The 14,874-nt window shown below is 45.1% G+C and carries 10 protein-coding genes; 4 read left to right on the top strand and 6 right to left on the bottom strand.

Features of this window, described 5'->3' with window-relative positions; translation table 11 throughout:
* Positions 1-11 precede the first annotated feature (11 nt).
* From DYADSP32_RS12905 to DYADSP32_RS12880, 6 genes are all read right to left on the bottom strand, one after another.
* Positions 12-1,307 (bottom strand): RagB/SusD family nutrient uptake outer membrane protein, encoded by a 1,296-nt coding sequence (locus DYADSP32_RS12905; RefSeq protein ID WP_414617728.1) that lies wholly within the window; start codon positions 1,305-1,307, stop codon positions 12-14.
* Positions 1,308-1,319: 12 nt separating this feature from the next.
* Positions 1,320-3,719 (bottom strand): TonB-dependent receptor plug domain-containing protein, encoded by a 2,400-nt coding sequence (locus DYADSP32_RS12900; protein ID WP_414617727.1) that lies wholly within the window; start codon positions 3,717-3,719, stop codon positions 1,320-1,322.
* A gap of 552 nt (positions 3,720-4,271) precedes the next feature.
* On the bottom strand, positions 4,272-5,708 hold the full coding sequence (locus DYADSP32_RS12895; protein ID WP_149242351.1) for an efflux transporter outer membrane subunit: 1,437 nt from the start codon (positions 5,706-5,708) through the stop codon (positions 4,272-4,274).
* A 71-nt stretch (positions 5,709-5,779) separates the two neighbouring features.
* Entirely contained in the window at positions 5,780-8,932 is a 3,153-nt protein-coding gene (locus DYADSP32_RS12890) for an efflux RND transporter permease subunit (RefSeq protein WP_149242352.1), read from the bottom strand.
* A 29-nt stretch (positions 8,933-8,961) separates the two neighbouring features.
* Positions 8,962-10,113 carry an efflux RND transporter periplasmic adaptor subunit gene (locus tag DYADSP32_RS12885; protein ID WP_149242353.1) on the bottom strand — a complete coding sequence of 384 codons (1,152 nt, stop codon included), beginning with the start codon at positions 10,111-10,113 and terminating at the stop codon, positions 8,962-8,964.
* Positions 10,114-10,406: 293 nt separating this feature from the next.
* A complete protein-coding gene (locus DYADSP32_RS12880) occupies positions 10,407-10,826 on the bottom strand; it encodes a hypothetical protein (protein WP_149242354.1) in 420 nt (139 codons plus the stop codon).
* A gap of 278 nt (positions 10,827-11,104) precedes the next feature.
* Between DYADSP32_RS12880 and DYADSP32_RS12875 the strand changes: the two genes are divergently transcribed.
* From DYADSP32_RS12875 to DYADSP32_RS12860, 4 genes are all read left to right on the top strand, one after another.
* A complete protein-coding gene (locus tag DYADSP32_RS12875) occupies positions 11,105-11,803 on the top strand; it encodes a response regulator transcription factor (RefSeq protein WP_149242355.1) in 699 nt (232 codons plus the stop codon).
* Positions 11,787-13,154 carry a sensor histidine kinase gene (locus tag DYADSP32_RS12870; RefSeq protein ID WP_149242356.1) on the top strand — a complete coding sequence of 456 codons (1,368 nt, stop codon included), beginning with the start codon at positions 11,787-11,789 and terminating at the stop codon, positions 13,152-13,154. Before DYADSP32_RS12875 ends, DYADSP32_RS12870 begins: the two co-directional genes overlap by 17 nt.
* 149 nt (positions 13,155-13,303) lie before the next feature.
* Positions 13,304-13,765, top strand: coding sequence for a hypothetical protein (locus DYADSP32_RS12865; protein ID WP_149242357.1), 462 nt, complete (start codon positions 13,304-13,306; stop codon positions 13,763-13,765).
* A gap of 39 nt (positions 13,766-13,804) precedes the next feature.
* Positions 13,805-14,713: a bestrophin family ion channel gene (locus DYADSP32_RS12860; protein WP_149242358.1), complete on the top strand. Its 909-nt coding sequence runs from the start codon at positions 13,805-13,807 to the stop codon at positions 14,711-14,713.
* The last annotated feature ends 161 nt before the right edge of the window (positions 14,714-14,874 follow it).

Genomic DNA, 14,874 nt, shown 5'->3' with positions numbered 1-14,874 from the left:
CAATGCTATCGTTAATTTGACCAATAACTACTCTGTGTCATAGAGTTCCCGCTGATACTACGTGCAGATAAAGGCCAATAGGCAGCTCCGCTCTGAACGGCAGCTTCGGTGAGGGCCGGAACAAATGCGCTTACTTTGCCAAAGCGCACGAGGTCGAAGAATCGTTGTCCCGTCCCTACGAGCAAGCGCTGGCGTTCCAGTAGCAGTGCATCTCCAAAAGTGTCCTTTGTTAAAGTGGTGTAGTTTTCAGTGGCACCGGTAGAAGCTGCAATCAGATATTTACGCGCGTCGTCCAGGTTGCCTGAGCGCCATGCAGCTTCTGCCAGAAGCAGGTTGAGCTCATTTAATCTTAACAACTCGAGCGACGACTGATCTCTTACGATCAGGGTTGCAACGCCCTGGCTTGCCGAAATAGTAAACAATCTTGCACGGCGTGTATCGCCTTCCGGATAAATCGAATTAAGCTTCGCGAGCGACATGTTTACGACGGTTCCGCTCAGCGGCGTGGTGGGGATTTCAGTGCGCCTGTCTTTGCCCAGGGATACATTAAGGCCTGAGAGCTTTGCGCCATCCGCAAAAAGTTGCTGTAATGCCGCATTTGCTTCGGTTCCTTTGCCCCGCCACAATTCTTCCTGTGCAAGCAAAATGGTTGCTGACGTTCTGCTGAAACGAATGGAGGTCAGTGCTGTACTTTCGATCCCATCGTCGCTCAACAACGCCCAGGGTAATAAGGGAAGCGCTTCGCGGGCATAGGAGACAGCTCGTTCAATGGCTGCGGCTCCGGTTATTTTCTGACCTAAATCAGCAGCTTCCGCTGATGGGATCTCTCCCCAGATCCGGGTCAGGTAGAAGTACGCCATGGATTTTAGTGCCAATGCCTCTCCCTTATATAAACTACGCTGGTAGTCTGTCAGGACTTCGGCATCTGCCTTTTCAACAATGTTGAGTACATCATTGGCGCTTTTAATTACGTCGTAAAAGTATTCCCAGTCGGTCAGCCTGGCCAATTCGTATTGATTGGTCTTCAGTTTCTGAGCGGTTACGTAAGGCTGATAATTGACATTAACGGTTAGGTCACCTGCTCTGGCTTCTCCGTACATCAGCCAGGCGTAGTTGGTCAGCAACGCTCTTCTCAAATCCACATACACACCCACAACGGCCTGATCCACCCGTTGTGCTGAAGTGTAGTACCCATCCTCTTCCGTTCTGTTTTCAGGAGTAACCGTCAGGAAATCCGAACAAGAAGAAAGTGAGAGCACTACCACCGGTATCAGTTTCCAAAGTTTTGCGTAAATCTTTACATTCATGATGGCCATTATTTAAAATACTATTTTTAAACCGAGGGCGACGACAATGGGTAGGGGAGTACCTGTATAGCTCAGGTCGTACTTCCTTATACCGGCGACATTTTCTTCCGGATTGGTTCCGCTGTATCTGGAGAAGGTTGCGAGGTTATCTCCTCTCAGGAACAACTGCGCATCTTCGACCTTCTGGAGCTTCTTAAATACCCCTGTTAAATGGTAAGTCACAACCGCTTTATTCAGACGGATAAAACTGCCAGGTTCAATGGTGCGTATGCCTTGATAAACAGGATTTTTGTCGTCGCCCTGAAGTAGGTAGTAAGGGGTCTCGGCGGCTTTTAACGGGTATTTGTCAACGCTCGCAACGGCATAACGGCTACCAAATGATTCCGTAATAATATCGGCTCCGGAAGCATAATTGAACATGAAGCTGAGGGAAATGTTTTTGAATCGTAGTGTATTGCTGATTCCTCCGAACAATTTGGCCTCGCTGTTACCGATCACCTTCTGTTGATTGCCCTCGTAGGCAATTAAAGAAGTGACGGCATCGCCCTTGGTTAATGCGGACAGATGTGAGATACTGGTATTGGCAATGTCATTGGGAAGCTGCCTGACCTGGTTGTTATAGGCGGCCAGATTCAGGTTACTGGACCATGCGAAATGATCCGTGTGAATCCAGGAACCATTTAATGTAAATTCAAACCCCGAAAGACCCAGCTTTCCGCCTGTCTCATACCGGTAATCAATACCCTGGTTGTTAGGTAAATATCTTTTGTAGATAAAATCTGTATACGTTTTGCTGAAATAGTTTACAGAAAAAGTCAGTGATGGGTGGATCTGGTAGGAAAGCCCGGCGTCTATTTGAAAAACATCCACACTCTTCGCATTCAGGAAGGCGGGGTACAACTCACCAATGCCCAAGGAATTGCCATTGTAATATTCCCCTTTGGCTACGAGCTCGCCACGATATGCCTGAGGCCGGTTCAGCATCCCCATTTTACCTACGGAAGCGTTAACGGATATCGGCAGTTTCAATGTGTTCGCCAAACTATATACGAATCCCAGGGCCGGGTAGAACGCCCATTTTTTTTCATACAATGAGCTCCCGTCGGTTCGGAGCACGAGGTTAAGTTTGAGGTCATCGCGATAACTCCACTTTCCAATTCCATAGAATCCGATCAACTGCTCCACATCATGATCAGAAAATGCGTCTGTCTGTGTTGCGTTGTATCCGGTAACCACTTTCACAAAGTTAGAACCACCGCTTTCCAGGCTGCGCGATCCATCTACAGAAGTAAGCCGGTTATCAGTGCTACGAAGCTCATGACCCACTTTAACGTCCATTTTCCAATCTTCTGAAAGGGGACGAACATAATTCAACGAGGTATTTATCGTAATGAGCTGTCGCTTATAGGCTTCGCTGGAAGCATAAATGTTTCCTATCAGAATGTTGGACGGAATATACAGGTCGCGGCTGGCTCCTTCGTACGATATTCCTGCTACAGAACTGATACTGAGATCGGGATGGAGCTGATAGGCGAGGCCCACTGATGAGAGGAAGGCGACATTGCGTTTTTTGTCCATAAAAAACGCTTCGTCCGCAATAACCGGTAATGTAAACTCCCGGTTGTATTCCCCTGCATAACGGCTGTCCCTGTTGGTGAGGGCAAGATTATTGTAAAAATGCGCAGTAAACTTGGGTGTGATATTGTACTTTGCGTTGAGGAATAACGATTGCCTTCCAAACTTCGTGGATTTTAGCAAACCTTCATCTGAATAGTTATTCAAGCCAAACAAATAGGATCCATACGCCCCGCCACCGTCTACAAGAACATTTTGTTCATGGACCAGTGAGCCGCTGCCAAACACATTACGCCGGGCAATGGTATTAAAATCGTAAAAAGCGTCTTTGCGATAATCGAAGTCATTCAGGAAATTCACTCCCGCCGAGGCTGACCCTCTCAAATGCAGTGGCCCTGTCTTACCACTTTTCATAATCAGATTAATAGCTCCATTGGGTGCTTGCACACCATAGGCGGCAAGTCGGTCGATGGATTTGATGATCTCAACGCGTTCAATCTGATCCGGTGAATAGTAGCTCAACGGGTTGATCGCAGTGACATTGGAGGGGCTGGTAATGACAGGAACTCCGTTAATAAGGATTAAGGGTAAGGAAGAGTCATCAGTGGGGTCCAGGCTCAGGCCGCGAAGATTGATGATGGACTGAACACCCGGTGTCCCGGACCAGTTTTTCACCCTTAACCCGGCAACGGTTCCCTGTAAGCTGTTTTCTATTCCGCTTCGGTTTGAAATGGCCAGGCTATCCATGATCAGCACGTCCTGGGCCTGGCCAATCCCAACCGAGGCAGCTAGGAATACACTTGCTAATTTGCAAAAGTGTTTAGGCAGTAGTTTCATAATTCTTGCTTTAGAATTCATCCAAATGAATAGATTTTAATTAACTACAATTGTTTACAAATATTAAAATGTTTGCCGGGGTAAATAGCCTATTTAGGGTGGTTGGCTATTTCTTGCGTTTAAATTTAAGCAATACTAAACCTTTTCCCAATAAGAAATGGATTTTTTTAATTAATTAATTGTTACGGGAAATCCCACTTTCTCAGAAGGTTAGGGAAAGTGGGACGATTTAGAAGGAAAACAGGGCTAAATGGGGGTTCTTGCCTGTTCACGGCTTAACATATAAATAATATGCGTAGAAGACGATCAATGCCCGCCAGATGGTGATGAGAGAGGCTTTATGAGGATGATTCACCTATGGAATGGAAGAGAACTTAATATTCAAGCCCGGGCCGGTTTACGGAGGGAGGATAGTAGGTAGCCTTCCATGCGTAAAATAAAAAACCTACGATTACTCTCCCATTGCCATCGTAACAGGTGAATAATCGTAGGTAGTTAGCAAAATATTTGTTTAACTGCCTGGTTTGCGGCGATCGGAGTCAGGGGTAGTGTCTACTCCCAACCACCTCCAACGGACCGGTACAACTCAACCAGGGCCAGGTACTGATCGGTTTGCACATTGTTAAGTGTTATTTCGGCTTCTAGCACGCTCTTTTGAGCCATGATTATTTCCAGATAGGTGGCATAACCTGTGAGAAACAAATCTCTGGAAGTAGCTACGGCTTGTTGCAGTACAGCCACTTCTTCTCTTTTAAACTCCGTTATTTTTCTTGAGTTTTCAATTTTGTTCAAGCTCGTGCTCACTTCCTGAAACCCCGTAAGAATAGACTTGTTGTAATTGAACAGAGATTCCAGGCTTGCTGCCTCGGTTCTCTGCTGGCCGGCTTTAAGTGCTTTCCTATTGATCAACGGTGCTGCAAGGCCACCTATAGCATTATATGCAATAGAGCCTGGGTTGAAAATGAGATTACTCTTAAATGCATTGAAGCCCAGCATCGCTGTAATGTTTAGCGATGGTAAAAATGCCAGACGCGCGGCTTGCTGATCATCGTAGTTGGCCAGCATTTCAAGTTCGGCCTGCTGTACATCCGGCCGACGCCTCAGGATTTGCGAGGGTATTCCTGCCTGTATCTGAGCAGGAAATGATTGCTCCAAAGTGGTACTTCTTACAATAGGCTGAGGGAATCGACCCAAAAGGAGATTCAGCTGATTTTCTGTTGCAATGATTCGCTGTTTGATCTCTATTTCCAGGGCCTGGGTATTGAGCAATTGTGCCCGAAACTGACGCACGGCAAGCTCATTGGCCCTACCTGCCTCCTTCTGAATGCCGATGGTTTCCACAGCCGTTTGCTGGAGATTGATATTCTTTCTGATAATATTCAGTTCAGTGTCCAGATTCATCAGCTCATAATACAGGCGTGCCACATCTGCTACCAGACTGGTCGTGATCGCCTGCCGGGCCTTGTCCGTTGCCAGAAAGCGTGTGTAAGCCGCTCTTCGCTGGGTTTTTAGTTTTCCCCAAATATCTACCTCCCAGGAGCTGCGAAGCCCTGCAAAATAATCCGGCATAAACGGAGCCGGAAGTCTTCGGTCGCTGTCTATATTGGGCGAAAAGTTGGTATCGTAGTTACCTACACCATCCATGGTGTAGTTTCCAAATTTTCGTCCTCCACCGGATACTTCCGCACTTACCGATGGGAGTAAGGCCCCTTGTGCAAATAACACGTTGGACCGGGCTATTTCAATGCGTTGAACAGCCATTTTCAGATCCAGATTGTTGCCGATGGCCGTATCTATAAGGGCAGATAGTTTGGTATCGGTAAAAAATGCACTTCTTTTTATTTCGCCTATACCAGTAGAGTCGGTTTGGCCTGTATAAGTGGCGGGAGTCTTTACTGCCGACTGGTGCTGAACAGGTTTGGTAAGTTTGCAACTACTAACGAAAATGACTGTTGCAGCCAGCAGCGCATAGTTTTTGTATGTTCTCATTAAATGTGAATGTCTGATTTGAAATATAGGAGCAACCAGGATCCACCCGGCTGCTCCGTTTTAGGTTTGCCTTAGTCCAGTAACACTTCTTCTTTTGTTTCGATGACCACAGGCTTTTTGACCCGCATCATTCCGGCAAAAAGTACATAGAGTCCCGGAATGATAATTACTCCAAACAATGTTCCAATGAGCATACCACCCGCCGCTGCGGTACCAATGGAGCGGTTACCGATAGCGCCGGCACCGGAGGCCATTACCAACGGTATCAGACCCGCTATAAAAGCAAAGGAGGTCATCAGGATCGGACGTAACCTTTCTGTAGCTCCTTCCAAAGCAGCTTCCACTACAGAGCGCCCTTCTTTTTGTCGGATAATGGCGTACTCCACAATAAGAATGGCATTTTTACCCAATAACCCGATCAGCATGACGAGCGAAACCTGCGCGTAGATGTTGTTCTCAAGGCCCATTAATTTAAGCGCCAGGAATGCGCCGAAAATACCCGTTGGCAGGGAAAGAATTACCGGCAGGGGTAGCAGAAAGCTTTCATACTGTGCGGCCAGAAGCAGGTAAACAAATATCAGACAGATGCCAAAAATATAAATCGCCTGGTTGCCAGACAAGATTTCTTCACGCGTCATACCCGACCATTCGTAGGTGAAACCTCTGGGCAGGCTGGTTGCCGCCACACGTTCCACGGCTTTAATTGCATCTCCGCTACTGAAACCAGGCGCTGCATCCCCATTGATCATGGCGGATGTGAACATGTTGTATCGGGTCAAAAGCTCAGGTCCATATACTCTTTCAAGCCTTATAAAGGTAGAGAACGGGACCATTTCCCCACGGTTGTTTTTAACATACAGCTTGAGAATATCTTCCGGGTTTTTCCTGAAATCAGGATCGGCCTGAACCATGACTTTATACATCTGGCCAAAACGGATAAAATTGGAAGCATACAAACTGCCTATCAGAGTCTGTAGCGTGCTCATGGCAACGTCCACCGACACGCCTTTTTTTGCGGCCAGTTCGGCATCCATATGGATCATGTACTGGGGAAAGCTCGCGTCAAAGCTGCTGAACGCCAAAGCAATTTCTGGTGATGCAATCAGATCACTTACGAATTTGTTGGTGATCTCAGCCGTTTTCTGAAGGTCGTCACTTCCGGTCCGGTCCTGAACCCTGAGCTCGAAACCACTAGAGTTACCAAAACCCGGGACGGTAGGAGGCGGGAAAAACTGAATATCCGCATCGGTTATATGTTTTGTTTTTTTCTCCATTTCGGCAATAATGTCTTTTACCGATACATCGCGCTGATCCCATGGTTTCAGGTTGATCATGGCCATTCCATAGGAAGACCCTGCCGATTCAGTAATCAAGCTATATCCGGAAAGGGAGGATACCGATTCCACCGCGCCGAGTGATTGCGCTACTTTTTGTATTTCATCCAAAACAGCTTCTGTTCTTTCTACCGTAGCGGCCACGGGCGTAGTTACGTTTACATTGATCACCCCCTGATCTTCTGTTGGGATGAAACCAGTGGGGAGTATTGCGTTAACTCCATAAGTGCCAACACAAAATGCAATCAGCAAACCTACTGTAATCACTCGCCGGTTTACGATCATCGCAAGCAGTTTTCTGTATTTGTTCGATATCCCATCATACCCGTTATTGAAACCTTTAAAAAACCGGTCAAGGGGGGTGTTTTTGGATGGTTGTCCATGGGTGTTTTTCAGCATCAATGCACAAAGTGCGGGTGTTAAAGTCAACGCATTGATACCCGATATCACAATGGATATGGCGAGAGTGATCGAAAACTGCCTATAGAATATCCCGACCGGTCCGGACATAAATGCAACGGGGACAAACACGGCGGACATCACCAGGGTAATCGCAATAATGGCTCCGCTCATTTCCTTCAGGGATTCAATTGTCGCCTGGCGGGCATCAAGGTGTTTTTCGGCCATTTTTGCATGAACGGCCTCGACGACGACAATGGCATTATCCACCACAATTCCGATGGCCAACACAAGTGCAAATAAGGTAAGCAGGTTGATGGAAAATCCGAACAACTGCATAAAAGCAAACGTGCCCACCAAAGCAACGGGTACGGCCAGTGCGGGAATAAGGGTAGAGCGGAAATCCTGCAGGAAAAGATATACAATGATGATTACCAGAATAAAGGCCTCGATCAGCGTGCGTACTACTTCATGAATGGATGCGTCAAGGAAGCGCGAAACGTCGTAGGAAACAAAATAATCCATTCCGGGAGGGAAGGTGCTGGTTTTTAGCTCCGCTACTTTTGCTTTGATGTTTGCTATTACCTCCTGGGCATTGGATCCAGGACGCTGCTTAATCATGATCGATGCAGACGGTTTACCATTGGACTTGGAAGCCATGTCGTATTCGAGTGTTCCAAATTCTATATCGGCAACATCCTTGAGTTTTAACATGGATCCGTCAGGATTGGATCGCAGTACTATATTTTCATATTGAGCTGGTTCGAAAAGCTTACCCGTGTACTTTAATACGTACTGCAAAGCCTGAATTTCTCTACCGGAACTTACTCCGGTCTTCCCTGGAGCGGCTACTACATTCTGGTCACGAATGGCTTGTACAACTTCATCGGCTGATACATTGTAGCTATTCATCCGATCGGGTTTGAGCCATACGCGCATGGAGTAATCCTTGCTACCCATGATCTGCGCACGGCCAACACCGTCAATTCTTTTTAGTTCTTTCAGAATGTTGATATCGGCGAAGTTGTATACAAAGTCTTCGCCCACCGTTGAATCCGAACTCATGATGTCCAGATACATCAGCATGCTGTTTACCTCTTTTTCGGTTTTTACACCGGCTTTAATTACTTCTTCAGGTAGCTCGTCTATAACGGTTTGCACACGGTTCTGCACATTCACGGCAGCGAGGTCGGGGTCAATGCCTACGTTGAACGAAATAGTAATGGTAGTTACGCCGTCATTACCCGACACGCTGGTCATGTAGGTCATGCCGGGAACACCATTAATCGCTCTTTCAAGTGGTACAGCAACGGCATTCACACAAACCTCAGAGTTGGCTCCGGTGTATGTGGCCGTTACGACAACGGACGGCGGTACGATATCGGGGAACTGAGAAACGGGCAGGCCCAAAAAGGCCAGAAGACCGAGCAGGGTTATAAAAACGGATATGACCAGTGATAACACGGGTCTTTCTATAAATTTTTGAAACATGATTTTTGATTCAGGTGGAAGGAAGTGGTCTAGCGAGCAGTGAGTTCAGGATTGCTGACAGCGGTATTAACACTATCGAGCGAAATCATCTTAGGGTTGATGGTCGCCCCTTCTTTGAGCCCCTGTAATCCTTCATAAACGATCTTTTCGCCCGCTTCCAGGCCCGACTTTAACACGTAATAATCCCCTAATCTCGATTGAGGGGTAAAGCTCCGCGTTTTGATTTTGTTGTCTTTTCCCAGTACGTAAACGAAATTTTTGTCCTGGATCTCAAAGGCTGATTTTTGCGGAATCAGTATCGCATTGTCCACAGAGTTCGTCAGGCGGATCGTTCCCGTTGATCCGTGTTTGAGAAGTTTTTCAGGATTTGAAAAACGTGCACGAAAAGCAATAGAGCCGGTTCCTTCATCGAACGCGCCTTCCATGGTTTCTATTTTGCCTTTGTGTTTGAAGAATGATCCGTCGGCCAGTTCAAGTTCTACAATGGCAGCCTGATTATCCGCTTTTCCCCTTGATTTTACATATTCAAGATATTCGTTTTCCGAAACATTGAAATAAGCAAACACATTTTTGGTGTCGGAAAGTGTTGTTAACAACGTTCCTTCATTAATAAGGCTTCCGGTTTTGTAAGGCAGCCTGTCAATCACACCATCGAAGGGGGCACGTATTTGTGTCTGAGAAAGATGCAGAGCGGCGTTGGCTTTCTCGGAACGTGCCTCTTCTATTTTTGCATTTGCAGCGGCGAGTTTGGCGTCCGCGACTTCAATTTCTGATTTTGCCACCACATTTTTGTCAACTAGTAGGTGAACCCTTTTCAATTCCAGCTCCGCACCTTTTGCATCGGCAATAGCGCTCTGCAGCATCGCCTTGGCTTTGGCAAGATTCGATTCGTACTCTGCATTGTTGATCCTGAAAAGAACCTGTCCTTTTCTAACTTCCTTGCCTTCATCTACATATACTTCTTCCAGGTATCCCTTTACCCGTGCATAAATTTCAACGTTCTTGACCGCATGAATATCTCCCACATATTCTCTGTGTAGGTTGGTGCTCTGTGTTCGTAGCTCGGTAACTGGTATGGTCCGGACGCTGTCCTTGATTTGAGAGGAGTCCTTACTTTGTGTTGTGCAAGAGGCGGCAACAACACCTGAAATGATAAGAACGAGCCAATTTAGAGTTTTCATGAAACGGATATAAAATGTGTAAATGATTTTTTTTGAATAAAAATGTAGATAGGCGGTTGACTTGCGATCAACCGAAACAGGTTTTAAGAAACAGGTTATGCCGGGCTCATTCAGCCATTTCGCTGAATGTATCCGCAGTAAAAACCATATTGTTGAAAAGAACGCTTGCGGCGTGTGAGGTGACTTTTAATTCAAATACATTTGGGTTGTATTGAATCTGGAAAATAATCAAGCCGGTCAGGCTTCATTGAATCAGCAGATCAAATACAATGCATGTATCCGGGCAGAATCACTTAGAATGGACAAAGACGATGAAGGAAACTGTAGTAATCAGGTAAGATGGGGATACGGTTCAGCGATACAATAATATGGACTTGCTGACAAAAAAACCGCACCCGGACGGCAAAATGAAAAATGACGGACTGGACCGATTCGAAAATGGTGAAACGGTAATTGGTATGGCGAAGACGCAGCAGATCTGACAGATTTTCTTTCCATTCTGCTTCGTGCGCCTGAATGATCGTTGCATTGTTGTTACATACATTTTCGCAAAAATCTTCGGGGCACTGCATTTCAGGTGCAGCATTTTTTAATTGGAGAGATTCACGGAATCGGATGCTTTGATCATAAGAAGCACTCGCTCGTTGGGTAAACAAGAAGAGAGCCAGCGCTTGTGCGAGGGATAAAAACAATACAAAAGTTCTTTTTGTCATGGTGCTGATTGAGGTCAGTACATTGAAAAATTTATACTTTTATAATGAATTCAAGATTGATTGGAATTATAGAAGCGGAATCTTGATAATGTGTGTGTGATGCCCAAATATAACAATTCAAATGTATAATACAAGGTTTTAAGCTTGTTAACGGTTGTTAACAAAGTGAATTTTCAGGCGCAATTCTCTTTGTTGAGCATTTTATAATGGTACAGGAGGAAATTATTATGCAGGAAATCAGGTTGTTTTGAAAAGATAATTAAAAATTATAACTCCTCATGAAGCTGTTGCTTATTGAAGACGAACCGAGTGTCATATCAGTGATCCAAAGAGGACTTTCTGCAGCAGGGCATGAACTTGCGATTGCGATGGATGGCCAGTCGGGACTTGATATGGCTCTTGGGCATTCGTTCGATTTTATCATATTAGATTTAATGATCCCTGTCGTCAATGGCATGGAGGTCTGTAGAAGGATTCGTCAAAGCAACACCACCATCCCCATTTTGATGCTTACTGCACTTGGCACCACCGAGAACATCGTATCGGGGCTGGACGCTGGTGCGGATGATTACATGACTAAACCTTTCAAGTTGGCAGAGCTCGAAGCGCGGATACGAACCTTAATCAGGAGAGGTAAAGACTCGGATAAACAAAAGAATCCTGCGTTACTGAAAATAGCGGACCTGTTGCTGGATAAAGTCACCAAAACTGTCAAACGTAATGCCCAGACTATTGACCTTACAGCAACAGAATTTCGTCTTCTGGAATTTCTGATGACCAATCAGAACAGAGTACTGAACAGAATGGAGATTCTTGAAAACGTGTGGGATATAAATTTTAACCTGGGTACCAATGTTGTGGACGTCTATATTAATTATCTCCGCAAGAAAATTGATAAGGATAGGGAAACAAAGTTGATTCAGACCATTTTTGGAATGGGTTATGTGATGCGCCAGACTTATGAAGATTCAAAATAAAATTTCCCTCATTTTTACAGCACTTAACGCCGGGATCATTCTTGCCCTGAGTGCATTTATTTACATTTTTGCGAATGAAAGTACCTCACGCAGTTTTTTTCACAGACTGGAGGTAAGGTCCAATATTGTTCTGCACGCGGCATTGGAAGGCAATAAGTCCAAGACGTCGGTATACTACGATATCAAAGAAAAGCATCTGGGTGATCTGCCTTTTGAAACGCATTATGTCATCGGCAACGAGGATAGCGTACGATTGGATTCCATAAAAAGAACGTTACCCATGCCCGGATCTTTTTTTAAGGAACTGGAAAGCAGTATGGCTGCACAATATTTCAAGAATGATACCTCTTACGTAGGACTTAGTATTGAAGAAAATGGCAAAAGTCTTGTCATCATTTCCTCTGCCGTGGACCTTTACGGGTTGGAAGAAATGGATAATCTTAAGAAGCTTCTGGTGGTTGGCTTTCTGATTTCGATGTTCTTTGTTTTCACATTCGGGAAATTTTTTTCCAGGCAGATCTTTGAGCCCTTCCGTAGGATCATCAGAAAGGTAAAAGGTATTAATGCCGATAATCTGAATGAGCGGCTAACAGTGGATGTGAGCCGGGACGAAATAGCCAACTTGTCAGCGACGTTTAACGAAATGCTGGACCGGCTGGAAATTACTTTTGACATTCAGAATAATTTTGTGAGTAACGCTTCGCATGAATTCAGGACGCCCATGACGGTCATCAGTGGTGAGGCTGAGCTGGGATGTTCGCTGCCCGATATATCGGAAACAGCGAGGGCTTCTTTCCGTACCATTCTGCGAGAGTCGGAAAAGCTGGAACATCTCACCAATAGCATGCTCAGTTTAGCACAAACGGGTTTTGACGGCAAACGGGAGCAGTGGGGAGTGATCAGAATGGACGAGCTGGTCATGGAAGTGAAGGGAACGATTGATCAGATCATGCCCGAAAATAAGGTTGAAATTAACTTTGATAACCTGCCGGACGATGAGCATAAACTTATTTTGGCGGGAAATGCAACCCTTCTCAAGGCAGCCTTTAGCAATATTGTGCTGAATAGCTGCAAATATTCGGATAATAAACCGGTACATGTTTCAATCGGCGCAGATGAGCGCCACATCATCATAGAAATTTCGGATCATGGTATTGGTATTCCGCTGGAAGAGATAGGGCAGATCTACGTCCCATTCTTTCGGGCGTCGAATACCAAACACTACGAAGGATACGGCATTGGGCTTCCACTGGCCAATAATATTATAAAAATGCACAAAGGAAATATCAAAGTGGATAGCGAAGTGCAAGTAGGAACGAGGTTTACCGTACGCTTTCCCATCAAATATTAAAGCGTTCTCATCTCATTTTAATATTCTTATCAGTTTCTAATTTTTCTGCCATCATATTATAATCCTGCATTTAGCTGGTGCTAATAAGCCCGTGGTAACATTGTATCATCAAATTGATACACATTGTTAACCAAAAAAATGTAAGGATTATGAAAACTTTAATCATACCAAGTGATTTTACAATGAAATCAATCGAGATGGCGGAAGCTATCGTGAGAGGTTCGAAAGAGGAGACGCGTATCATTTTCATACATCTCTTTCATGTTGCCGACGATATACAGGATTTGCTTTTTTCAAATTACAGGAAAAGGGAATACGATTTTGTTTCCGAGGCGTTCTGGAAAGAGTGCAATTTACTCAAAAGTCTTTATCCCGAAATTCTCAAAAGTACAAAAGTTGAATTTTTCTACGGCAATAAACTTGCCCACTTTAAAAATTTCCTCGAATACAATCAGGCGGACGAGATGGTTTATTCCAAAAGTTATGGTATTCCAAAAATCAGTAAGAGCAGTATAGACGCCCTGCCCGTAATTATGAAATGTGGTCTGCCACTTATAGATGCAGACGCCGTAATGGAGCCCGCCATGCAGGATGTGGTGCAACATGCCTAGTACAAGAAATAATTCTTTCATAATTAAGAAGACACCATTATGCTACTAAGTAAGAATATTCCGATCCGGTATGTTTTTGGAAAAATAAAATTCGAGGTGATTACGGTGGCCATTTATGGTATTCTTATCGAAGTGGTGTATCAGAACTTCCATATTACCAACATATCGATTCCCATGACTGTACCTACGGTGCTGGGAACAATTATTTCACTTTTACTTGCTTTCAGATCCAACCAGGCTTACGACCGCTGGTGGGAGGCCCGGATTATCTGGGGTTCCATCGTAAATGATTCCCGGACGCTTGCGCGACAAATTCTTCATTTGATCGAGGATCCTTATGAACCGGAGGCTATCAAGCCATTCAAACACCGGATGATCAACAGGCAAATTGCCTGGTGTTATGCGCTGGGAAATGGATTGAGAAAGAATGATCCGATGCCTGGCATCAGGAAATTTGTATCGGAGGAAGAGCAGGATTATGTAAACGGCTTTGATAACAAACATGTGGGATTACTCCAGTTACATGCCCGTGACCTCAATAACGCGTTGAAGCAGGGGTGGGTCAACCCTTATCAGCAGGTAGAAATAGACAACACGGTGACGCGTCTTTGCGATGCGATGGGTAAGTGTGAACGGATTAAAAATACGGTTTTCCCATCTACATACAGTTTGTACATCCACCTGGCGTTGAATTTCTTCATCCTTCTGCTGCCATTCGGACTTGTAGAACTCTTCGGATTTCTCATGGTACCCGTGTTGGTGGTCATTACAGCTTGTTTCTTTCTGATCGAAAAGATGGCGATCCATTTGCAGGATCCTTTTGAAAACAAACCTACCGATACCCCGGTACTGTCCATATCGAGGAATATTGAGCGTGATCTTAAGCAGATGATGCAGGAACAGCACGTTCCGGTGGCACATCAGCCAGATAAGTTCTATATTTTATAATAAACCTGGAATTGTCCGGTTTTTGACGTATTAGTACAAAGGTCGGTTTTATGAGTTGTGTTGGTACCATGGTACTGATGCAACTCATTTTTTGTTTCAGCTTCGGAAAGTGGGGGGGGGCTCTGAATCAGGTGTATATCTGGATGGGCAGCTCGGATAAT

Origin of the sequence: Dyadobacter sp. 32, from assembly GCF_902506755.1 — a bacterium.
Taxonomy (GTDB): Bacteria; Bacteroidota; Bacteroidia; order Cytophagales; family Spirosomataceae; genus Dyadobacter.
The sequence above is the reverse complement of the archived record's forward strand: the minus strand, read 5'-3'. Positions and strand labels throughout refer to the sequence as shown.

Bases quoted from the DNA above. Each gene is read 5' to 3' on its own strand.
- DYADSP32_RS12885 (WP_149242353.1), bottom strand. From the start codon at position 10,113: ATGAAAACTCTAAATTGGCTCGTTCTTATCATTTCAGGTGTTGTTGCC.
- DYADSP32_RS12865 (WP_149242357.1), top strand. From the start codon at position 13,304: ATGAAAACTTTAATCATACCAAGTGATTTTACAATGAAATCAATCGAG.
- DYADSP32_RS12860 (WP_149242358.1), top strand. From the start codon at position 13,805: ATGCTACTAAGTAAGAATATTCCGATCCGGTATGTTTTTGGAAAAATA.
- DYADSP32_RS12900 (WP_414617727.1), bottom strand. From the start codon at position 3,719: ATGAAACTACTGCCTAAACACTTTTGCAAATTAGCAAGTGTATTCCTA.
- DYADSP32_RS12895 (WP_149242351.1), bottom strand. From the start codon at position 5,708: ATGAGAACATACAAAAACTATGCGCTGCTGGCTGCAACAGTCATTTTC.
- DYADSP32_RS12905 (WP_414617728.1), bottom strand. From the start codon at position 1,307: ATGAATGTAAAGATTTACGCAAAACTTTGGAAACTGATACCGGTGGTA.
- DYADSP32_RS12880 (WP_149242354.1), bottom strand. From the start codon at position 10,826: ATGACAAAAAGAACTTTTGTATTGTTTTTATCCCTCGCACAAGCGCTG.
- DYADSP32_RS12870 (WP_149242356.1), top strand. From the start codon at position 11,787: ATGAAGATTCAAAATAAAATTTCCCTCATTTTTACAGCACTTAACGCC.
- DYADSP32_RS12890 (WP_149242352.1), bottom strand. From the start codon at position 8,932: ATGTTTCAAAAATTTATAGAAAGACCCGTGTTATCACTGGTCATATCC.
- DYADSP32_RS12875 (WP_149242355.1), top strand. From the start codon at position 11,105: ATGAAGCTGTTGCTTATTGAAGACGAACCGAGTGTCATATCAGTGATC.